Origin of the sequence: Variovorax sp. Varisp41 (assembly GCF_047325085.1) — a bacterium.
In the GTDB taxonomy this organism is placed as follows: Bacteria; Pseudomonadota; Gammaproteobacteria; order Burkholderiales; family Burkholderiaceae_C; genus Variovorax.
In genome coordinates this window covers 4,040,768-4,061,826 of sequence record NZ_CP168540.1, presented here as the reverse complement: position 1 = coordinate 4,061,826, position 21,059 = coordinate 4,040,768, and the positions used below count along the sequence as shown (strand labels likewise).

Genomic DNA, 21,059 nt, shown 5'->3' with positions numbered 1-21,059 from the left:
GAACGTAAAGGCGGCAACCCTTGCATTGTCAGGTGCTCGGGGCGTCCTTCGCGGAAACGCCCGAAAGCCCCTTGGCCGCGCCCGCGTCGTGGCCCGCGGTCGGGGCGTCCGGCGCCTGCCATCCGCCGCCCACGGCCTTGTAGAGCGCGACCAGGCTGGTGTACGAGGCGGTCTCGGCCTCGGCCACCGCATCCTGCGCGCGCAGCAGCGTGCGCTGCGCATCGAGCACCGACAGGTAGGGCGCGGCGCCTTCGCGGTAGCGCACCTCGGCCAGCTCGGCCGCGCGCGCGCTCTGTTCCGAGGCCAGCACCAGGCTTTGCAGCCGCTGCTGGTTCTGGCCGTAGCCGGTGAGCGCGTTCTCCACGTCCTCGATGGCGCGCAGCACGGTCTGCTCGTAGGCCGCGCGCTCGCCCTGCGCGCGCGCCTGCGCGCCGCGCAGTTGCGCGCGCACCGAGCCCAGCCGCAGCGCGGGCCAGCTCAGGCCCGGCGTGAGGCTGAAGGCGCGGCTCGACCCGCTGCCCAGGTCCGAGCCGCGCAGCGCGATGAAGCCGAGGAAGCCACCGATGTCGAGCCGCGGGTACAGCGCGGCCGTGGCCGCGCCCACGTCGGCCGTGCTCGCTGCCAGGCCGCGCTCGGCGCGCAGCACGTCGGGCCGGCGGCGCAGCAGGTCGCCGAGGTCGCCCACCGGCAGCCGCTTGGCGAGCAGCCGCAGCGGGCGCGGCGCGAGCATCGGCTCGAGCTCGGCCGGCTGCAGTGCCGCGAGCACCGCCACGCGATGCGCGGCCTGGCGGCGCGCGGTCTCGAACAGCGGCAGCTGGGCCTCGGTGCTCGCGAGGTTGGCGCGCGCGCTCGCGAGGTCGCCCGCGAGGCCGCGGCCGATGCCGACCTGGGCCTCGGTCACGCGCAGGCTGTCGCGCAGACTCTGCAGCGTGCGCTGCGTCACCGCGAGCCGCTGCTCGGCACCGCGCATCTCGTAGTAGTTGCGCGCGAGCTCGGCCACCACCACGATGCGCGCCTGCTCGAGGTCGGCGGCCTGGGCCTCGGCGCGCGCGCTGGCGGCCTCGTCGAGCCGGCGCAGGCGGCCGAACAGGTCGATCTCCCAGCCGGCGTCGAAGCCCAGGCGGCTGCTCTCGGCCAGCGTGCGCGCCTCGGCCGGCACGCCGTTGCCCTGCGCGATGCCGCGGGTCTTGCTCGCACCCATCGTCACGGTGGGCCAGCGGTCGAGCTCGGCCTCGTCCTGCACGGCGCGGGCTTCGAGCAGCCGCGCCTGCGCGATGCGGATGTCGTGGTTGGCGGCCAGCGCGCGCTCGATCAGCGCGTCGAGCTGCGCATCCTCGAGCTGGCGCCACCAGTCGCGCTGCACCGCGTCGGGCGCGAACAGGTGGCGCTCGGGCGCGGCGATCGTCACCGGCGAGGTCTCGGGCGCCGCGTAGCGCGGGCCGACCGCGCAGCCGGCCAGCAGCAGTGCCGTGGCCAGCGTCGACAGGGAAAGGGTCAAGGCCTTCATGGTCGTTCTCCCGTGCTTCATGCGTGACTGCCCGCGGTGGCCGGTGTCGCCGGGCCGTCCTCGAGCGCCGCGAGCTCCGCCGCGCGCTTCGATTGCCCCGCGGCGCGGTGGTCGCGCGCGAGCAGCGTGTACATCGTGGGCAGCACGAACAGCGTGAACAGTGTGCCCACCAGCATGCCGACCACGATCACCAGCCCGATGCTGAAGCGGCTGTTGGCGCCCGCGCCGCTCGCGAACAGCAGCGGCACCAGGCCCACCACCATCGCGGCCGTGGTCATCAGGATCGGCCGCAGGCGGATGCGCGCGGCCTCCTCGATCGAGGCGCGGCGGTCGAAGCCCTTGCGCGTCTGGATCTCGTTGGCGAACTCCACCATCAGGATGCCGTGCTTGCTGATCAGCCCGATCAGCGTCACCAGCCCGATCTGGGTGTAGATGTTGATGGTCGCGAAGCCCAGCGCCAGCGGCACCAGCGCGCCGCAGATCGACATCGGCACGCTGACCAGGATGATCAGCGGGTCGCGCAGGCTCTCGTACTGCGCGGCCAGCACCAGGTAGATCACGACGATCGCGAACACGAAGGCCAGCACAAGCGCCGAGCCCTCCTGCGTGAACTGGCGCGCGTCGGATTGCCAGTCGTAGCTGAAGCCGGCCGGCAGCTTCTTCGCCTCGGCGCTCAGGAAGGCCACCGCGTCGCCCATGGTCACGCCGGGCATCGGAATGGCCTGGAAGGTGGCGGCGTTGAGCTGGTTGAACTGCGTGAGCTTGTTCGGGCCCACGCTGGTCGACAGCTGCACCAGGTTGGCCAGCGGCACCGGCTGGCCGCTCGCGCTCTTCACGAAGTAGCGCGACAGCGCCTCGGCCGTCAGCCGCTGCTCGCGCGGCGTCTGCGGGATCACGTCGTAGGAGCGGCCGTCCATGCCGAAGCGGTTGACGTAGTTCTCGCCCACCAGCACGGCCAGCGTGTCGCCGATGGACTTCATGGTCACGCCCAGGCTGTTGGCCTTGGCGCGGTCCACGCGCACCTCGACCACCGGGTTGTTGAACTCGAGGTCGCTGTCGACCACGGCGAACTTGCCGCTCTCGCGTGCCGCCTTCTTGAGCGCCTCCATGGCCTCGAACACGCTGCGGTGGTCGCCCGGGCTGCGGATCACCATCTGCACCGGCAGCCCGCCGGTGGAGCCCGGCAGCGAGGGCAGCTGGAAGGCGAAGATGTTGCTGCCTTCCACCGCGCCCATGCTTCCTTGCACCTCGTGCTGGATCTGGTCGGCGTTGCGCTGGCGGTCCTTCCAGTCGGACAGCTGCACGCCGCCGATCGAGTTCGACACGCCGTCGGAGCCGTTGATCAACCAGCGGCCGGTGTTCTCGGGCAGCGCGGCGAACACGTCGTCCCACTTCTTGCCGAACTTCTCGACGTAGTCGATGTTGGCGTGCTGCGGCGACTTGATCGCGGTCAGCACCATGGCCTGGTCCTCGCCGGGCGCGAGCTCGCGCTGCGCGGCGTTGTAGAGGAAGGGCAGGCTCGCGAGCACCACCGCGGCCAGCGCGCCCGTCACCCAGCGGTGGCGCAGCGACACGTCGAGCACGCGGCCGTAGCCGGTGGCCAGGCAGTGGAAGAAGCCCTCGGCCAGCCGCGCCATGCGCGTGCCGGTGGCGTCCTGCGGCAGCAGGAAGGAGCTCATCACCGGCGACAGCGTGAGCGCGATCACGCCCGACACCACCACCGCGCCCGCGAGCGTGAAGGCGAACTCCTTGAACAGCGAGCCGGTGAGTCCGCCCATCAGGCCGATCGGCGCGTACACCGCGGCCAGCGTGAGCGTCATCGCGATCACCGGGCCGGCCACCTCGCGCGCGCCGATCAGCGCCGCCTGCACGCGCGACTTGCCTTCCTCGATGTGGCGGTGCACGTTCTCCACCACCACGATCGCGTCGTCCACCACCAGCCCGATCGCCAGCACCATCGCCAGCAGGGTGAGCAGGTTGATCGAGAAGCCGAACAGCAGCATCAGCGCCGCGGCGCCCAGCATCGACAGCGGAATGGTCACCACCGGGATCAGCACCGCGCGTACCGAGCCCAGGCACAGGAAGATCACCAGCACCACGATCACCACCGCCTCGAGCAGCGTGTGGCGCACCTCGTCGATCGAGGCCTCGATGAAGCGCGCGAGCTCGAACGGCAGCTGCACCTCCACGCCCGCGGGCAGGTTTTGCTTGATGCCGGGCAGCAGTTCGCGGATGCGCTTCACGATCACCAGCGGATTGCCGTTGGGCGCGGCCTGCAGGCCGAGGTAGATGGCCTTGTCGCCGTCCATCATCGCGCTGACGTCGGCGCTCGCCGCGCCGAGCTCGACCGTGGCCACGTCGCCCAGGCGCACCAGCGCATCGCCGTCGCGCTTGATCACCATGTCGCGGAACTCGGCCACGTTCACCAGGTCGGTGTTGACGCGGATGTTCGACACCACGTACAGGCCCTTGACCTGGCCCGGCGCCGCCTGCACGTTGTTCTGGCGCAGCGCGTCGGCCAGCTCGCCGGCCGAGATGCCGCGCGCGGCCATGCGGTTGGCGTCGAGCCACACGCGCATCGCCAGCGTCTGGCCGCCCGAGACCTCCACGCCCGACACGCCCTCGATCGACGCGAACTGCGGCTGCACCACGCGCGAGAGGTAGTCGGTGAGCGCGGGCATGCCCATGGTCTTGCTCGAGAAGCCCACGTAGGCCACGGCCGTGGCCTCGCCCGAGGACTTGAGGATCACCGGGTCGAAGGCCTCCTGCGGCAGCCGGTACTTGACCTGGCTCACCTGCGCCATCGCCTGCGTGAGCGCCTGGTTGGCGTCGGCGTTGAGCTTCATGCGCACGGTGATCACGCTGCGGCCCAGCGTGGAGGAGGACGACAGGTAGTCGACGTTCTCGATCGTGGCCACCGCCTGCGCGATCGGCTGCGTGACGAAGCCCTGCATCAGCTCGGGCGAGGCGCCCGGGTACTGGGTGGTGATGGTCAGCGTGGTGCTCTCGGTCAGCGGGTACTGGCGCACCGGTAGCGAGCCGAGGGCACGCGCACCCAGCAGCAGGATCAGCGTGCTCACCACCAGCGCCAGCACGGGCCGGCGCACGAACAGGTCGGTGAATCTCATGACTTGCGCTCCCGCACGGCCAGCGTGTCCTTGTCCATCGGCTGCACCGCGGCGCCGCCGTACAGGCGCAGCTGGCCCGAGGTCACGACGCGCTCGCCGGCCTGCAGGCCCTTCTCGATCACCACCTGGCCGTCCTGCCGGTCGCCGGCCGTCACGAACAGCTGCTGCACCACGAAGCCCTCGCCCTTGTCGGCCGGGCGCACCACGTAGACCGAGTCGCCGTGCGTGCTGTAGGTGATCGCGGTCTCGGGCACGGTGATGGCGTCGGCGCGCGGCGGCAGCGCCACGCGCGCGCTCACGTACATGCCGGGCGCGAGCGCGCCGTCGGCGTTGTCGATCGCGGCCTGCAGCCGCACGGTGCGCGTGTCGCTGCCGATCTGCGGCTCGATCGCGCTGAGCCGGGCCTGGAAGGCGCGGCCGGGCCAGGCGTCGACGTTGAGCAGCACCTGCTGGTTGCGCTGGAGCGCGGGCAGGGCGGCCTCGGGCAGGGTGATGGTCGCGAGCAGCGTGCGGGCGTCGGTCAGCGAGACCAGTGCATCGCCGGCACGCACGAACTGCCCGAGGTTGACCTTGCGCAGGCCCAGCCGGCCGTCGAAGGGCGCCACGATGCGCTTCTGGGCGATCTGCGCCTGCACCCGCCGCAGCTCGCCGCTGGCCTGGTCGTAGCCGGCCTGCGCCTGGTCGAGCTGCTCCTGCGTGGCGGCCTGCTGCGGCAGCAGCCGGCGCGTGCGCTCGAGCAATGCCTTCGCATTGGCGCGCTGCGCCTGCAGCCGTTCGAGGTCGCCCTGCTCGGGCGCGTCGTTGAGCTGCACCAGCAACTGGCCCGCGCGCACCTCGGCACCCGCGGTGAAGAGGATCTTCGCGATCCGCCCCTCCACCTCGGCCGGCACCTCGACCTGCCGGTTCGCCTCCAGCGTGCCGATGCCGCTGAGGAAGCGCGGCAGTTCGGTCTGCCGCGCCGCGGCCACCGCCACCTGCGCCGGCGGCATGCCGCCGCCACCGCCGCCGTCGGCCGCTCTGGATTTCGCCACGAGGCCATAGCCGGCCCCTCCCACCACCACTGCCGCGAAGCCGGCACCGAGCCAGGCCCTTGATCGTGCGTTCATGATCATACCGTTATTAATCAAAGAAAGTACTTGGATTATTGGCGGGCTCGTGGCGGCCTGTCGAATAAAGGAAAGCAATGCCCCCGATGAAGGCGGGCTATCCGGGTCGTGTCGCGCATCTGGAATCTCCGAAGATCGAGCGGCACATGCCGCTGCAGCGAAGACGGGCGATGGGGAGGGTTTGTGACGCGCGCGATTCACCGGTCCGGCGGCCGTGCATTGCGCGCGGGGCCGGGGGCCGATGTACATTGCGGCCTGCTCAAAAATCTTTCAGCATGGCCACCAAGTCCCGAAAAAAGCCCGCGGCCGTCACCGAGGACGAGGTCTTCGACATCGCTGCCGAGCTGTTCCGGGCCATGGCCGCGCCCATGCGGCTGAAGATCGTCAGCCTGCTGTGCAACGGCGAGAAGAACGTGAGCGAGCTGCTGGCCGAGATCGACACCACGCAGCCCAACATGTCGCAGCACCTCAACACCCTCTACCAGGCGGGCGTGCTCGCGCGGCGCCGCGAGGGCGTGAGCATCTACTACAGCATCGCGAACGAGACCGTGGTGGCGCTGTGCCGCAGCATCTGCGTGCAGATCGCCATCGAGCAGGCCTGAGGCCCGTGGCGGGCCGCCGCCCTCAGGGCTTCAGGTAGACGTAGCCTTCCTGCGCCTGCAGCCGCGCCACCTCGGCCACGCCCGAGGGCACCACCTTCGCTTCCATCAGCAGCCGGCCCGCGTCGATGTTGCGCGTGGTCAGCGTGTTGTTGCAGACGTCGAACACCACGCCGCGCGCGGCCAGGGCGCTCACCGGGCCGCTGAACTCGCGGCCCTTGCTGTCCTTCGCGTCGCTCAGCAGGAAGTCGATGCCGGGGCCGTGCGTCACCACCACGATCTTCGCCTTCGGGTCGGCGTTGAGGTGGTTCGTGATGTTGGCGAGGATGGCCGCGCTGGTCTCGACGCCGGTGTTGACGTGATAGACCGCCTTGACCACCTGCTGCGCGCCGGCGAACGACGCCGCGATGGCCAGAAGGAACGCGATGAATGCCTGTCTCATGGGGAAACCCTCGGTTGTTGTTGTGGACCTCAAAATATCATCTTCTACTTATATTTACAGCCGGGCAAGTCCGGGGTCGCGCGGCGATGCATCGCGCGACGATGAAAAAAAGAGAGACGCCACGATGTTCCCGCTCCTTCTTCGCGCGCTTCTTCGCACGCTGTGGCCGCTGGCCTTCGGCCTCTTCGTGGCGAGCGCGGGTGCCGCGCCCGACATCGCGCCGCGCGCCGTCGCACCCGATGTCTACTACGTGCAGGGCGTGCCGGCACTGGGCTCGGCCGAGAACCAGAACTTCATCTCGAACGCGGGCTTCGTCGTCACGCGCGACAGCGTGGTGCTGATCGATGCGCTCGGTTCGCCGGCCGCGGCCGAGCGGCTGGTGCGGGAGATTCGACGCATCACGCCCAAGCCGATCAGCCACGTGATCCTCACGCACTACCACGCCGACCACATCTACGGCCTGCAGGTGTTCAAGGCGCTGGGCGCGCAGGTGATCGCGCATGCGCTGGCCAGGACCTACCTGTACTCCGACGCGGCGCGGCTGCGCCTCGAGGCCTCGCGCAAGGACCTGGCGCCATGGATCGACGACAGCACGCGGCTGGTGCCGGCCGATGTCTGGCTCGAGGGCCGCACCGAGATGACGATCGGCGGCACGCGCTTCGTGATCCAGCCCGCGGGCCCGGCCCACACGCCCGAGGACCTCGCGATCTACCTGCCGCAGCAGCAGGTGCTGTTCTCGGGCGACGTGGTGTTCCGCAACCGCATTCCCTACGTGGGCACGGCCGACAGCCGCCACTGGATCGCGGCGCTCGATGCGCTGCTCGCGCTCGATGCGCGCATCATCGTGCCGGGCCACGGGCCGGCCTCCTCCGATCCGAAGCAGGACCTGCAGCTCACGCGCGACTACCTCGTGTTCCTGCGCGAGGCCATGCGCAAGGCCGCGGCCGACATGACGCCCTTCGAGGAAGCCTATGCGGCCACCGACTGGTCGCGCTATGAAGCCATGCCGCTGTTCAAGGCCGCGAACCGCATGAACGCCTACAACACCTACCTGTTGATGGAGCAGGAGACGCGATGAACGCGCGCGGCCCCACGCGGCGCGGCGCCCTCGCTGGCATCGCGCTGTCGTGCGTCTGGCCCGTGGCGCATGCCGCCGAGTCGGCGCTGCCCGCGCCCGACTCTCTGGCCGATGCGCTCGCCAATGCGCTCGCGCGTTCGCAGCCGCTGGTCGTGATGGCCAGCCTGCGCGGCTGCCCCTTCTGCCGCATCGTGCGCGAGCACTACCTGATGCCCGAGCTGGCGACGGGCCTGCCCGTGGTGCAGATCGACCTGCGCGACCGCCGCATGGTGCGCGACTTCGACGGTGCGCCGCGCACGCACGAGGCCCTGCTCGCGGCCTGGGGCATCGCGGTCGCGCCCACGCTGCTGTTCTTCGGCCGCGGCGCGCGCGAGGTCGCCGAGCGGCTCGCGGGCGGGGCCTCGGATTTCTACGGTGCCTACCTCGAGCAGCGGCTGAACCAGGCCCGTACAGCCGTGCGCGCGTGATCGCGAGCTAGCGTTATGCATGAGCGTGCCGAGCGGGTTTCCCCCAGGCACGAAGCCCTTCCCATCGACGCGCGGACTCCTAAAATCAATACATAACGATTTACTTATTTAACGATGAAACTGGCAGCTTCGATGCGAGTTTCGAGGAGACGAAATTGAAGTTGTTGCCGTCGCTCGCGGTCGCCGCCGCATTGCTGATCTGCGTCCAGGCGCATGCGAGCAAGGAGCTGGCCCAGAAGAACGCCTGCCTCGCCTGCCACGCGACCGACAAGAAGCTCGTGGGTCCGGCCTACCAGGACGTCGCGAAGAAGTACGCGGGTCAGTCCGATGCGCTGGCCGTGCTCACCGCGAGCATCCAGAAGGGCAGCAGCGGCAAGTGGGGGCCGGTGCCGATGCCGGGCCAGCCGGCGTTGAGCGAGGCCGACGCCAAGTCGCTGGCCGCCTGGGTGCTGGGCGGCGCCAAGTAGGCAGTTGCGAAGGCCTGCGATGAGCAACATCCAGCAGCCCGGCCAGGTGCGCAAGGCGCCCGAGAACTTCGTCGACGCGCAGGGCGTGCGCACCGTGTTCTCGGAAGCGCGCAAGGGCCGCCGCGATTTCATCCGCGGCGCCTTCGCGGCCGCCGTCGCGGGCGGCGCGGCAACGGCGGCGCTCGCGCAGGCCGATGGCGATCCGGCGATTCTCCAGCTGCCAGCGCACAGCACCGGCCTCGGCCAGCCCGTGGTCACCGACGGCTACGGCAAGCCCTCGAAGTACGAGGCCAACGTGCAGCGCCGCCAGAGCCCCGGCCTCACGCCGACCGCGCAAGCCTCGGTCTCGTTCGCGCCGCTGCAGTCGCTGTTCGGCATCGTCACGCCCAGCGGCCTGCACTTCGAGCGCCATCACCAGGGCTGGTGGGACATCGATCCGTCCAAGCACCGCCTGATGGTCAACGGCCTCGTGAAGGCCGCCAAGGTCTTCACGCTCGACGAGCTGATGCGGCTGCCCTCGGTGTCGCGCTTCCACTTCATCGAATGCGGCGCCAACACCGGCATGGAGTGGGGCAACGTCGCCGTGCCCACCGCGCAGTACACGCACGGCATGCTGTCGTGCAGCGAGTTCACGGGCGTGCCGTTGATCACGCTGCTCGAGATGGCCGGCGCCGACCTCAAGGGCGAGCGCTTCGTGTTGGCCGAGGGCGCGGACGGCTCCTCGATGACGCGCACCATCCCGATGAGCCTGGTGCGCTCGGGCGAGGTGCTGGTGGCCTACGGCCAGAACGGCGAGATGCTGCGGCCCGAGCAGGGCTACCCGCTGCGCCTGGTGGTGCCGGGCGTGCAGGGCGTGAGCTGGGTCAAGTACCTGCGTCGCATCGAGCTCGGCGACATGCCCTACGGCACCAAGGACGAGACCGTGCACTACGTCGACCTGATGCCCGACGGCCAGCACCGCCAGTACACGAGCGTGCAGGAATGCAAGAGCGTGGTGACCACGCCCTCGGGCGGGCAGATGCTGCTGGACAAGGGCTTCTACAACATCACCGGCCTTGCCTGGTCGGGGCGCGGCAAGGTGAAGCGCGTCGACGTCAGCGTGGACGGCGGGCGCAACTGGCGCAGCGCGCGGCTCGAGTCGCCGGTGCTCTCGAAGTGCCTCACGCGCTTCAACATCGACTGGGTGTGGGACGGTTCGCCGGCCATCATCCAGAGCCGCGCGATGGACGACACCGGCTACGTGCAGCCCGGCTACCGCCAGCTGCGCGCGGTGCGCGGCACGCGATCGATCTATCACAACAACGCGATCCAGTCCTGGCAGGTGCAGGCGAGCGGGGAGGTGGCGAATGTCCAGCTCGGCTAGCCGCATCGTGCTGCGCGCGCTGCTGGCGCTCGCGGGCTGCGGCGTCTGCATCGCCACCTGGGCGCAGCCGAAGGCCGCCTACCCGGGCATCGGGCGCGACGCCACGCCGAAGGAAGTGGCGGCCTGGGACATCGACGTGCGTCCCGACTTCAAGGGCCTGCCCAAGGGCTCGGGCTCGGTCGCGCGCGGCCAGGACCTGTGGGAAAGCAAGTGCGCCTCGTGCCACGGCGTGTTCGGCGAATCGAACCAGGTGTTCAGCCCCATCGTCGGCGGCACCACGGCCGAGGACATCAAGACCGGCCACGTCGCGCGGCTCAAGGACCCGGCCTTCCCGGGCCGCACCACGCTGATGAAGGTGGCGAGCCTCTCGACCGTCTGGGACTACGTCTACCGCGCCATGCCCTGGAACCAGCCCAAGTCGCTGACGCCCGACGACGTGTTCGCCGTCACCGCCTACATGCTGAACCTCGGCGGCATCGTGCCCGACGACTTCACGCTGTCGGACCGCAACATCCGCGAGGTACAGGCGCGCATGCCGAACCGCGACGGCACCAGCACCGCGCACGCGATGTGGCCCGGCAACGAGTTCGGCCGCGCGGCGAAACCCGACGTGGCGGCGGTCGCCTGCATGCGCGACTGCGTGCCGGCCACGCAGACCGTGTCGCAGCTGCCGCCGCATGCGCGCGGCAGCCACGGCAACCTCGCCGAGCAGAACCGGCTGGTGGGCCCGCAGCGCGGCATCGACACCGCGCCGGCCGCGAAGGCCGGTGCCCCCGCCGCGGCGGCACCGGCCTCCAAGGCCCCGCTCGCCGTGCTCGAGAAGAACAGCTGCGTCGCCTGCCACGGCATGACGCAGAAGCTCGTCGGCCCCGCCTTCTCCGACATCGCGAAGAAATACCCGGGCCAGGTCGACCACCTGCTCGAGAAGATCAAGAGCGGCGGCAGCGGCGTATGGGGTGCGATCCCGATGCCGCCGCAGACCATCGGCGACGACGATGCCAGGGCCGTCGCGCGCTGGCTCGCCGAAAGCGCCGGGCCATGACGCGGCAGCCACGCACCCGGCCCACCATCGATTCGACAGGAGACACGCCATGAAGAACCGCAGACAGATCCTCCAGCAGTCCGCCGCGCTCGCGGGCCTCGCCGCCACCGGCGCCTGGCTGCCGGCCAGCGCGCTGGCCTACACCAAGGAAGCCTTCGAGGCCAAGAGCGTGGCCGACGCGCTCAAGGCCGTGGGCGCGGGCACGCCCACCGAGAGCAAGGAGGTCACGATCACCGGCCCCGACATCGCCGAGAACGGCGCCGTGGTGCCGCTCAGCGTCGCGACCTCGCTGGCCGGCGTGAAGCAGCTGATGCTGCTGGTCGAGAAGAACCCGAACGCGGTGGTCGCGATCTTCAACACCTCGGAGTTCGTCGAGCCGAACTTCACCACGCGCGCCAAGCTGGGCCAGTCCTCCGACGTGTACGCGATCGCCGTCATGAACGACGGCAAGGCGCTGTTCGCGAAGAAGGAAGTCAAGGTCACGCTGGGCGGCTGCGGCGGCTGACGCGCGCGCCGACCCCCACGAAGAAACAACGAGAGAAGGAGACCCACCATGGCAGATCCCATGCGCATCCGCGCCCAGGCCGCGGGCGACAAGACGACCGTCCGCATCCTGATGGCGCACGAGATGGAAACCGGCCAGCGCAAGGACGCCGCCGGCAAGACCATCCCGGCCTGGTTCATCCAGGAGGTCACGGCCTCGCTCAACGGCAAGACCGTGCTCACTGCCGACTGGGGCCCCGCGGTCTCGAAGAACCCGTTCATGCAGTTCACGCTCAAGGGCGCGAAGGCGGGCGACAAGATCTCGGTGACCTGGAAGGACAACCGCGGCGACACCCGCACCGACGAAGCCACCGTCAGCTAGGCGGCCGCCATGCGCAAGATCCCACTCCCGTGCCTGCTGCTGCTGGCGGGCAGCCTGTCGCTGCACGCCGCCGCGCAGAAGACCACCGCCGAAGGCATCGCCGAGTACCGCGCGCTGCTGCAGGACGGCAACCCGGCCGAGCTGTTCGAGGCCAAGGGCGAAGACCTCTGGAAGCAGAAGCGCGGGCCCAAGGGCGCCTCGCTCGAGAAGTGCGACCTCGGCAAGGGCCCGGGCGTGGTCAAGGGCGCGTTCGCCGAGCTGCCGCGCCACTTCGCCGACACCGGCCGCGTGCAGGACATGGAGTCGCGCCTGCTGACCTGCATGCAGACCCTGCAGGGCTTCGATGCCGCCGAGATCGCGAAGACGCCGTTCGGCAGCGGCGAGCAGAAGAACCTCGAGGCGCTGGTGGCCTGGATCTCGGCCGAGTCGAAGGGCATGGCGCTCAACCTGCCGCAGTCGCATGCGAGCGAGCGCCGCGCCTACGAGGTGGGCAAGCGCCTGTTCTTCCTGCGCGCCGGACCGCACGACTTCGCCTGCGCCACCTGCCACGGTGCCGACGACAAGCGCATCCGGCTGCAGGACCTGCCGAACCTCACGAAGAGCCCCGGCGCCGGCGACGGCTTCGGTGCCTGGCCGGCCTACCGCGTGTCCTCGGGCGAACTCTGGGGCATGCAGCGGCGGCTCAACGACTGCTTTCGCCAGCAGCGCTTTCCCTACCCGGGCTATGCCAGCGACGCGACCATCGCGCTGGCCGTGTACATGGGCGTCAACGGCAAGGGCGTGAAGACCACGGCCCCGGCCATCAAGCGCTGAAGGAACGCGACATGAATGCCGACCACATCCTGGGTGCCGTCGCGGCCGCCTGCGCGCTGGCCCTGTTCGGCTGCGCGAGCGCCGACAGCGCCGCCGACATCGACCGCTACACCGCCGAGGCTCTCAAGAGCTCGTTCCGCGACCAGGGCATCGCCAAGGTCGACCGCCTCGTGCAGGACCCGGCCAACCGCGCCTGCAGCGAGGCCGACGCCAGCGGCAAGCCGCTCGACGAGAAGACCGCCAAGGAGATCGAGGCGGCCAACATGAAGACCATCCGCTGGCCCGCCGACGGCAGGTTCGTCGGCGACTGGCGCGAGGGCGAGAAGATCGCGCAGAACGGACGCGGCCTGACCTGGACCGACGCGGCCGCCTCCGCCAAGGGGCCGGCCAACGGCGGCAACTGCTACAACTGCCACCAGATGTCGAAGGAGGAGATCTCCTTCGGCACCCTCGGTCCCAGCCTCTACCAGTACGGCAAGCTGCGCGGCGTGAGCGACCCGGCGGCCGCGGCCTCGAAGCCGATCGTCGAGTACACCTGGGGCAAGCTCTGGAACGCGCGCGCCTACAACGCCTGCTCGAACATGCCGCGCGTCGGCCACTCGGGCATCCTCGACGAAGCGCAGATCCGCGACGTGATGGGGCTGCTGCTCGATCCGAAGTCGCCGGTCAACCGATAGACGCAGAGGGCCCGCCGCTTCCATGAACCTTTCCAAGCGCGAGTTCCTGCAACTGCTGGGCGCCGGCAGCGTGGCCGGCCTGGGCCTGGGGCGCCACGACGGCGCCGGCGCGGCCGGTGCCGTCGATGCGATGTACGCGCTGCCGCGCTTCGGCAACGTGTCGTTGCTGCACATGACCGATTGCCATGCGCAGCTCAAGCCGCTGTACTTCCGCGAGCCCAGCGTGAACATCGGCCTGGGCAGCATGCGCGGCAAGGTGCCGCACCTGGTCGGCGAGCAGCTGCTCAAGGCCGCGGGCGTGGCACCGGGCACGCGCGTGGCGCATGCGCTCACGCACCTCGACTTCGATCGCGCGGCACAGCGCTACGGCAAGGTCGGCGGCTTCGCGCACCTCGCCACCCTGGTGAAGCAGCTCAAGGCCAGCCGGCCCGGCGCGCTGCTGCTCGACGGCGGCGACACCTGGCAGGGCTCGGCCACCTCGCTGTGGACCCAGGCGCAGGACATGGTCGATGCCTGCAAGCTGCTCGGCGTCGACGTGATGACCGGGCACTGGGAGTTCACCTACGGCATGGAGCGCGTGAAGGAGATCATCGACAAGGACTTCGCGGGCCGCGTCGAGTTCGTCGCGCAGAACGTCAAGACCGCCGACTTCGGCGACCCGGTCTTCAAGCCCTATGTGCTGCGCGAGATCAACGGCGTGCCCTGCGCCATCGTGGGCCAGGCCTTTCCTTACACGCCGATCGCCAACCCGCGCTACATGGTGGCCGACTGGACCTTCGGCATCCAGGACGACAACCTGCAGCGCGTGGTGGACGAGGCGCGTGCCAAGGGCGCGCAGGTGGTGGTCGTGCTCTCGCACAACGGCATGGACGTGGATCTCAAGATGGCCAGCCGCGTGCGCGGCGTCGACGCCATCCTCGGCGGCCACACGCACGACGGCACGCCCATGCCCACGCTGGTGAGCAATGCCGGCGGCCAGACCATCGTGGTCAACGGCGGCTCCAACGGCAAGTTCCTCGGCGTGCTCGATTTCGAGGTCAAGGGCAAGAAGGTCAGCGACTTCCGCTATCGCCTGCTGCCGGTGTTCTCCGACCTGATCCCGGCCGACCGCGAGATGGACGCGCTGATCGCGCGCATCCGCGCGCCCTACGAAGCCAAGCTGTCGGAGACGCTGGCGCACACCGACGGCACGCTGTACCGGCGCGGCAACTTCAACGGCACCGGCGACCAGCTGCTGCTCGACGCGCTGATGGAGGTGCAGGACGCGCCGATCGCCTTCTCGCCGGGCTTCCGCTGGGGCACCTCGCTGCTGCCGGGCCAGCCCATCACGCGCGAATGGCTGATGGACATGACCGCCACCACCTACTCGTACGCCACCGTCACGCCGATGAGCGGCGAGATGCTCAAGACCGTGCTCGAGGACGTCTGCGACAACCTGTTCAACCCCGACCCCTACTACCAGCAGGGCGGCGACATGGTGCGCGTGGGCGGCCTGCAGTACGCCTGCGACCCGACGGCCGCGATGGGGCAGCGCATCCAGGACATGCGCCTGGACGGCAAGCCCATCGAGGCCGGCCGCACCTACAAGGTGGCGGGATGGGCGCCGGTGAGCGAAGAGGCGCGCAGCGCCGGCAACAAGCCGGTGTGGGAGGTGATCGAGCCCTGGCTGAAGTCGCGCAAGGTGGTGGCCGCGCGCGCGCCCGAGGCGCCGGTGCTGAAGAACGTCGCGCCCAATCCGGGGCTGGCCTGAGGGCCGCGGGCGGGAGCGTGGCCGCACGCCGCGCTCCCTAGAATCGCCGCATGTCTGTCGAACAGGTCTCCCTCCTCACCTCGTTCGCGCTCGCGGCCGCCTTCGCGCTCTCGGCCGTGTTCGGCGCCGTGGCGCGCGCCACGCGCTTCTGCACCATGGGCGCGATCAGCGACGTGGTCAACCTCGGCGACTGGACGCGCGTGCGGCAATGGGCCGCGGCCGGCGGCGTCGCGCTGATCGGTTTCTCGGCGCTGGTGTTCGCGGGCTGGGTCGACGCCGACCGCACGCTCTATGCATCGAACCGCATCCTCTGGCTCTCGGCGCTGGTCGGCGGCCTGCTGTTCGGCTTCGGCATGGTGCTGGCCTCGGGCTGCGGCAACAAGACGCTGGTGCGCGTCGGCGGCGGCAGCCTCAAGGCGCTGGTCGTGCTGCTGGTGATGGGCATCGCGGCCTTCGCCACGCTCAAGGGCATCACCGCCGTGCTGCGCGTGGCCACCGTCGACGCGGTGCACCTGGAGCTGGCCGTCAATGCCTCGCTGCCCGAGGTGCTGGCCGGCGCGCTGCGCATGCAGGCCGCGCCGCTGCGGCTCGCGATCGGCCTGGTCGCGGGCGGCGCGCTGATCGCGTGGGCCGCCTGGGGCCGGCGCGATGCGCGCAGCCTCGCGGGCGGGCTCGCCATCGGCGCGCTGGTGGTGGCCGCCTGGTGGCTCAGCGGCCACTGGGCCGTGGTCGAGGAGCATCCGCTCACGCTCGAGCACGTGTTCCTCGCCACCAACTCCGGCCGCGCCGAGGCGCTGAGCTTCGTCACGCCCGTGGCCTATGCGCTCGACTGGCTGATGTTCTACAGCGACGCCAACAAACTGCTGACCCTGGGCATCGCCTCGGTGGCCGGCGTGATCGTGGGTGCCGCCGCGCAGGCGCTGTGGACGCGCGAGTTCCGTTGGGAGGGCTTCGCCGGCAGCGGCGACCTCGCGCACCATCTGGGCGGCGCCGTGCTGATGGGCATCGGCGGCGTCACCGCCATGGGCTGCACCATCGGCCAGGGCCTGAGCGCGCTCTCCACGCTGAGTCTCGCGAGCCTGCCCGCGATCGTCGGCATCGTCGCGGGTGCGGTGGCGAGCCTCAAGTACCAGGCCTGGCAGCTGCAGCGCGATCTTTGAGTGCGTGGGGCGCGCCATGCTTGACCCGGCCCCTGCGGCCACCTCGATAAAGACGGCATCGCAGCAAAACCGAGGTGATTCCGTGAACCCTTCGTCCCGTTTCCTGAACCCGTCCGAGGCCGCGCGCCGGCTCGGCGTGTCCGCCAAGGCCCTGCGGCTGTACGAGCAGCGCGGCCTGCTGGTGCCGGCGCGCACGGTGGCCGGCTGGCGTTCCTACGGGCCCGCCGAGATGGCGCGTGCCACCGAGATCGTCGCGCTGCGCGCGCTGGGCCTGAGCCTCGCGCAGGTGGCGCGCGTGCTCCAGGGCGACGCGCAAGGCCTGGCACCAGCCCTGGCGGCGCATCAGGCGGCGCTCGAAGCCAAGGCGCGAGAGCTCGACGCCACGCTGGACAGAGTGCGCGGCCTGCGCGACGAACTCGCGCGCGGACGCCTGCCCGCGCCCGGCGAACTCGCGCGCCTGCTGCAGCCCGACACCCGACCCGCGCTCGAATTCGAGCTGCCCTGGCCCTGGGGCGGCGAACGCTTCGCGCTCAACGACATCCGGCCCATCAACCACATCGTCGGCCCGCTGGGCAGCGGCAAGACGCGGCTCGCGCTGCGCATCGCCGAACGTTTTCCGGGCGCGGTCTTCCTGCCGCTGGACCGCGCCGAGGGCGATGCCACCGCCACGCGGTTGCGCGAGGACGCCGGCCTGCGCGCGCGCGTCGATGCCGCGCTGGCCTGGCTCGTGGAGGACGGTGCCACCGGATCCGAAGCCCTGGTCGCGCTGCTGGCCGGCCTCGAAGCCGAAGGCCCAGCCGCCATCGTCGTCGACATGGTGGAACAGGGCCTCGACCACGCGACCCAGGAAGCGCTGATCGCCCATCTGCGCCGCCGCGGCGCCGGGGCGCGGCCGCTGTTCCTGCTCACGCGCTCCAGTGCCTTCCTCGATCTCGCGGCGGTCGGCGCGCTCGAGTCGATCCTGCTGTGCCCGGCGAATCACAGCCCGCCGACCTATGTCGCGCCGTTCGAAGGCGCACCCGGTTACGAGGCCGTCGCCACCTGCCTCGCGACACCCGAGGTGCGCGCGCGCACGCAGGGCGTGATCGCGTGGCGGCCGACGGTGTCGGATCCCGCCGGCTGACTCCGGGCCGCCAGCGTGTTCCACTGGCGGCAGTTGCTCCCGATGCTTCCATGAGCCCCACGCAGATCGATCGTTTCAAGACCCACGGCTGTCTCCACCTCGAAGGCTTCCACCCGAAGTCCCGCGTGGCCCCGCTGCGCGAGAAGCTGCGCGACGAACTCAAGCGCATGGCTGGCGCCAAGGGCGGGATGGGCGCGGTGCGGCGCCTGCCGCTGTTCCAGCAGATCGGCAAGCTCTCCGCGCTCGTCAACGTGCCCGGCCTGCATGAAGCCCTGGTCACGCCGGCGCTGCTCGATCTCGTCGCCGAGCTCGGCGGCCTCGCGTCGCCGCCCGCGGCGGGCCCCCAGGGCACGCAGCTGCTGCTGTCGCCGCCAGGGCAAGGCGACTGGACCCTGCAGGCCCTGAACTGGCATGTGGACCTCGCGGCGCGGCCGCAGGATCCGCTGCCCGGCGTGCAGGCCTTCTTCCTGATCGACGACGTGGCACCGCATGGCGGCGCCACGCTCGCGCTCGCGGGCTCGCACCGCATCGACACGCGTCGGCCGGCCTCGGATTCGCAACCCGCGCTGCGCGAGCTGCTCAAGGACCCGATGGACCTGGAGCGCCGCCTGGGCGAGCAGGGCCTGGCCATCGTCGAGATGTGCGGCCGCGCCGGCGACGTGTTCCTGATGGACATGCGCGTGCTGCACACGCCCTCGGTCAACGCGACGAGGCAGCCGCGGATGATGGCGACCACGCGCTGCATCTTCGGCACCTGACGCGCCGCGACAAGACGCCGAGGCGTCATGGCGCGGCGCACCGGCCACGCGAAAATTCCTGCATGGATAACGAAAAATTCCCGAGCGCGCTGATGCACACCATCGGCTTTTCGCAGCTGCTGCGCAGCGATGCCGAGGCCGGCCTCGCGCGCGTGCGTTTCGTGGCGCGGCCCGAGTTCGCGCACAGCAACGGCACGGTGGTGCAGGGCGGGCTGGTCACCGCATGGCTCGATTGCGCGATGGCCTTCGCGGTGAACGCGAAGGACGCCGAGGCCGGCCTCGCGAGCCTCGAGCTCAAGATCTCGTTCCTCGACCGGGCCGACGTCGCCAGCTTCGAGGCCGAGGCGCGCATCCTGCGCTGGGGCCGCAGCGTGGTGTTCCTCGAGGCCGACCTCTGGGCGCTCGACGGCCGGCTGATCGCGCGCGCCTCGTCCACGGGCAAGCTGGTCCGGCGAGGCGCCTGACCCGCTTGCCTCGCGCGATCAGCGACGACGCCGGCGCGCGGCCACCAGGCCCGCCACGCCGAGCGCGGCCAGCGCCAGGTCGACCAGGTCCAGCGCCCCCCCGCTCTTGCGGAAGGGGAACGCGATCGGCATCACCGGCTGCTCGGGTTGCTCCGGTGTGACCCCGGGCGCGGCCTTGACGTTCAGGAACGCGGCCGACACCGAGCCGGGCTTGTCGTCCTCGTTGATGCCCTGCACGTAGACCATGTGGCGGCCCGGCGCGAGGCCCGTGGTGTCGAGCATGCCGCTCGCGGTCCGGGTCGCTTCCTCGAAGCCGGGGCTGGCCTGGTCCGAGGCCGAGAGCGCCAGCGGGATGCCGACCGCGCCGGCCTCCCACGGCAGCTTGCCGACATAGGCCAGCGCGGTCTTGATCTTCTTGACGACCGGGACCGGCGGCGCCGGAATGTCCGACTGCCCGGGCTTCGAATAGAGGTAGCGGTTGTCGTCCACGGTCGCGGTGACTTGCGCCTTCGCGCCCACCTGCACGGCCTCGGCGTCGATCTTCACGTCGACCGTGTCCGGTCCCTGCGGCAGCTGGTAGGGCCGGTACAACACGCGGCTCAGGTAGTGGAAGCCGTTGAAGTTCTCGGGATAGACCTCCTTGTTGAAGTTGTCGCAGCTCTCGTAGAAGGAGCGGCCCATCTCCACCGTGTACGAAGGCGCGCCCAGGTAGCCGTAGATGGCGTCCTTGGTCGTGCCCTCGGTGTCGTAGCCCAGCACCTGCTGCGCCGAGTACTTGTTGTGATAGGCCATGCGCTGCGCGATGGTGGCCAGCCCGAGGTTGTTGGGCGTCTGGATGTTGTTCTCGTTCTCGGAGCGCCGCACGCCCCAGGACCAGAGGATGGCGCGTGCCGCGCTGTGCAGGTCGATGAACACCCCGCCGCCGTAGTTCTCGTCGGCGCCGGTCTTCCAGTCGAATTCGCCGGCACCGCCGTTGTCGCGGTTCTGCGCGTTGCAATAGGTCGCGCTCTTGGGCCGGCCGTCGGGCAGCGCGCCGCCCTCCCACTTGCAGGCCGCCTGGTTCCAGCTGCCGCGCACGTAGTCGAGCACCACCTGCGTCTCGGGCTCGGAGACGGCCGCGGTGCCGCGGTAGTCCTCGGCGCACTGGTTGTCGGAAGCACCGGGCCCGCCCGTGCGCCAGCCGAAGGGGTAGTTGCGGTTCAGGTCGACCCCGCCGCTGCGCACCGTGCTGCAGGCCGCCGTGGCGTAGTTGGTGTTCTTGCGCTGCCGGGCCGTGATCTGCTGCTCGGCGATCGAGCGGCCGTCGGGGTTGTGGACGATGAAGTGGTAGCGGTTGCTGTCCAGCATCATGCGGGCGTTCGCGTCGGTCTCGTAGTTGTCGAGCAGCCACTCGATGTACTTCATGCCGACTTCCTGCGGGGCGTATTCGCGCGCGTGGATGCCGCCGGTCCAGACCATGTTCGGCGGCTTGGCCGCCTGCGCGTCCTGCTTCTCGAAGTTGCCGGCCACGATCACGCGGATCGGGTAGGGCTCGGTGGGAAACAGGCTCAGGTTGAAGGTGTTGAGAACGCTCGCGGGCAGGTACTTGACCAGCAGGTTGACCCAGGACGAATTGGCGTTGTTGTCGGAGTCCGTGCCGGGCTTCTGGTACTGCCCGCCCATCCAGGTCTTGCCGAGGGTCTGCACCTTCACCAGCTTCGGGTACTTGGCGGCCAGCTCGTCGAAGCTGGTGTAGACCTGCCCCACGGTGCGGTAGCAGGCCGCGTGCGAACCGCCGTCGGAGATCTTCTTCGTGCCCGGCGTGGTGTCCGGTGCGGGCGAGGCCTGCTTGCCCACGCCCTTGGTGATGTAGTCGCGGATCCGGGCCGTCTCGGCCTCGTTGATCTGCACGGGAAGGCCCAGCATCCGCAGCTGCGCCAGTTCGCCCGGGCCGACCTCCGCCGACACCGTACGGGCCTTCTGGTCCACGTAGGCATGGTCCAGCAGCCGGGTCAGGGCGTTGAGATCGTTGTCGTTGGAGTAGGGCACGACGATCGAATAGACCTGAACCCAGTCGGCGGTGTCGGGCGACTGCGCCGACACCGGATGGCCGGCCACGAGGGCGGCCGCGAGCGCGATGGACCATTGCGCGGGACGTGAGATGCGATGACTGATCCTCATGACAATTCCCCTTGTTTTGTTGAACAAAAATTGGCCGACCACAGCTTGAAGGCCCCTCCGCCGGGGTTCGATAGTGATTACCCGGATTTC

The 21,059-nt window shown here is 70.2% G+C and carries 20 protein-coding genes; 15 read left to right on the top strand and 5 right to left on the bottom strand.

Features of this window, described 5'->3' with window-relative positions; all coding sequences use genetic code 11:
• Positions 1-28: 28 nt before the first annotated feature.
• Genes ACEN9J_RS18750 through ACEN9J_RS18740 form a run of 3 tightly spaced genes read right to left on the bottom strand, consistent with a single transcriptional unit; the run spans position 29 to position 5,741 of the window.
• Positions 29-1,528 (bottom strand): efflux transporter outer membrane subunit, encoded by a 1,500-nt coding sequence (locus tag ACEN9J_RS18750; protein WP_412179429.1) that lies wholly within the window; start codon positions 1,526-1,528, stop codon positions 29-31.
• Positions 1,525-4,635, bottom strand: a complete 3,111-nt coding sequence (locus ACEN9J_RS18745) for a MexW/MexI family multidrug efflux RND transporter permease subunit (protein WP_413761741.1) — start codon at positions 4,633-4,635, stop codon at positions 1,525-1,527. Before ACEN9J_RS18745 ends, ACEN9J_RS18750 begins: the two co-directional genes overlap by 4 nt.
• Positions 4,632-5,741, bottom strand: coding sequence for an efflux RND transporter periplasmic adaptor subunit (locus ACEN9J_RS18740; protein ID WP_057593589.1), 1,110 nt, complete (start codon positions 5,739-5,741; stop codon positions 4,632-4,634). Before ACEN9J_RS18740 ends, ACEN9J_RS18745 begins: the two co-directional genes overlap by 4 nt.
• Before the next feature lie 275 nt (positions 5,742-6,016).
• On the opposite strand from ACEN9J_RS18740, the gene ACEN9J_RS18735 reads away from it, so the two are divergent.
• Positions 6,017-6,343, top strand: a complete 327-nt coding sequence (locus ACEN9J_RS18735) for an ArsR/SmtB family transcription factor (protein ID WP_093355146.1) — start codon at positions 6,017-6,019, stop codon at positions 6,341-6,343.
• 22 nt (positions 6,344-6,365) lie between these two features.
• On the opposite strand, the gene ACEN9J_RS18730 is transcribed toward ACEN9J_RS18735, so the two are convergent.
• Positions 6,366-6,782, bottom strand: a complete 417-nt coding sequence (locus ACEN9J_RS18730) for a DsrE family protein (protein WP_261215120.1) — start codon at positions 6,780-6,782, stop codon at positions 6,366-6,368.
• A 124-nt stretch (positions 6,783-6,906) separates the two neighbouring features.
• On the opposite strand from ACEN9J_RS18730, the gene ACEN9J_RS18725 reads away from it, so the two are divergent.
• The 14 genes from ACEN9J_RS18725 to ACEN9J_RS18660 all read left to right on the top strand — a co-directional run bounded on the left by ACEN9J_RS18725 (position 6,907) and on the right by ACEN9J_RS18660 (position 18,809).
• A complete protein-coding gene (locus tag ACEN9J_RS18725; RefSeq protein WP_413761740.1) occupies positions 6,907-7,860 on the top strand; it encodes an MBL fold metallo-hydrolase in 954 nt (317 codons plus the stop codon).
• On the top strand, positions 7,857-8,327 hold the full coding sequence (locus ACEN9J_RS18720; RefSeq protein ID WP_413761739.1) for a hypothetical protein: 471 nt from the start codon (positions 7,857-7,859) through the stop codon (positions 8,325-8,327). Before ACEN9J_RS18725 ends, ACEN9J_RS18720 begins: the two co-directional genes overlap by 4 nt.
• A 155-nt stretch (positions 8,328-8,482) precedes the next feature.
• Positions 8,483-8,794: a c-type cytochrome gene (locus tag ACEN9J_RS18715; protein ID WP_093355153.1), complete on the top strand. Its 312-nt coding sequence runs from the start codon at positions 8,483-8,485 to the stop codon at positions 8,792-8,794.
• 19 nt (positions 8,795-8,813) lie between these two features.
• Positions 8,814-10,157: a sulfite dehydrogenase gene (soxC, locus tag ACEN9J_RS18710; RefSeq protein WP_413761738.1), complete on the top strand. Its 1,344-nt coding sequence runs from the start codon at positions 8,814-8,816 to the stop codon at positions 10,155-10,157.
• Positions 10,141-11,199, top strand: a complete 1,059-nt coding sequence (locus ACEN9J_RS18705) for a c-type cytochrome (RefSeq protein WP_413761737.1) — start codon at positions 10,141-10,143, stop codon at positions 11,197-11,199. The genes soxC and ACEN9J_RS18705 overlap by 17 nt, the downstream gene beginning before the upstream one ends.
• 49 nt (positions 11,200-11,248) lie before the next feature.
• The gene (gene soxY / locus ACEN9J_RS18700) at positions 11,249-11,704 is read left to right on the top strand and encodes a thiosulfate oxidation carrier protein SoxY (protein ID WP_057593578.1); all 456 of its coding nucleotides are present in this window, start codon (positions 11,249-11,251) and stop codon (positions 11,702-11,704) included.
• Between the two features lie 48 nt (positions 11,705-11,752).
• Complete coding sequence (gene soxZ / locus ACEN9J_RS18695) at positions 11,753-12,064, top strand: thiosulfate oxidation carrier complex protein SoxZ (protein WP_172705585.1); 312 nt, start codon at positions 11,753-11,755, stop codon at positions 12,062-12,064.
• 9 nt (positions 12,065-12,073) lie between these two features.
• Positions 12,074-12,877: a sulfur oxidation c-type cytochrome SoxA gene (soxA, locus tag ACEN9J_RS18690; protein ID WP_057593576.1), complete on the top strand. Its 804-nt coding sequence runs from the start codon at positions 12,074-12,076 to the stop codon at positions 12,875-12,877.
• 11 nt (positions 12,878-12,888) lie between these two features.
• A complete protein-coding gene (soxX, locus tag ACEN9J_RS18685) occupies positions 12,889-13,554 on the top strand; it encodes a sulfur oxidation c-type cytochrome SoxX (RefSeq protein ID WP_057593575.1) in 666 nt (221 codons plus the stop codon).
• Positions 13,555-13,576: 22 nt separating this feature from the next.
• On the top strand, positions 13,577-15,304 hold the full coding sequence (gene soxB, locus ACEN9J_RS18680; RefSeq protein WP_413761736.1) for a thiosulfohydrolase SoxB: 1,728 nt from the start codon (positions 13,577-13,579) through the stop codon (positions 15,302-15,304).
• Between the two features lie 50 nt (positions 15,305-15,354).
• Positions 15,355-16,464, top strand: coding sequence for a YeeE/YedE family protein (locus tag ACEN9J_RS18675; RefSeq protein WP_093355170.1), 1,110 nt, complete (start codon positions 15,355-15,357; stop codon positions 16,462-16,464).
• An 82-nt stretch (positions 16,465-16,546) separates the two neighbouring features.
• On the top strand, positions 16,547-17,587 hold the full coding sequence (locus tag ACEN9J_RS18670; protein ID WP_413761735.1) for a MerR family transcriptional regulator: 1,041 nt from the start codon (positions 16,547-16,549) through the stop codon (positions 17,585-17,587).
• A gap of 50 nt (positions 17,588-17,637) precedes the next feature.
• Positions 17,638-18,345 (top strand): phytanoyl-CoA dioxygenase family protein, encoded by a 708-nt coding sequence (locus ACEN9J_RS18665; RefSeq protein WP_296732194.1) that lies wholly within the window; start codon positions 17,638-17,640, stop codon positions 18,343-18,345.
• Positions 18,346-18,407: 62 nt separating this feature from the next.
• Positions 18,408-18,809, top strand: a complete 402-nt coding sequence (locus ACEN9J_RS18660) for a PaaI family thioesterase (protein WP_057593570.1) — start codon at positions 18,408-18,410, stop codon at positions 18,807-18,809.
• 18 nt (positions 18,810-18,827) lie between these two features.
• Here ACEN9J_RS18660 and ACEN9J_RS18655 read toward each other — a convergent pair whose 3' ends face one another.
• The gene (locus tag ACEN9J_RS18655) at positions 18,828-20,969 is read right to left on the bottom strand and encodes a M14 family zinc carboxypeptidase (protein ID WP_057598248.1); all 2,142 of its coding nucleotides are present in this window, start codon (positions 20,967-20,969) and stop codon (positions 18,828-18,830) included.
• Positions 20,970-21,059: the final 90 nt, after the last annotated feature.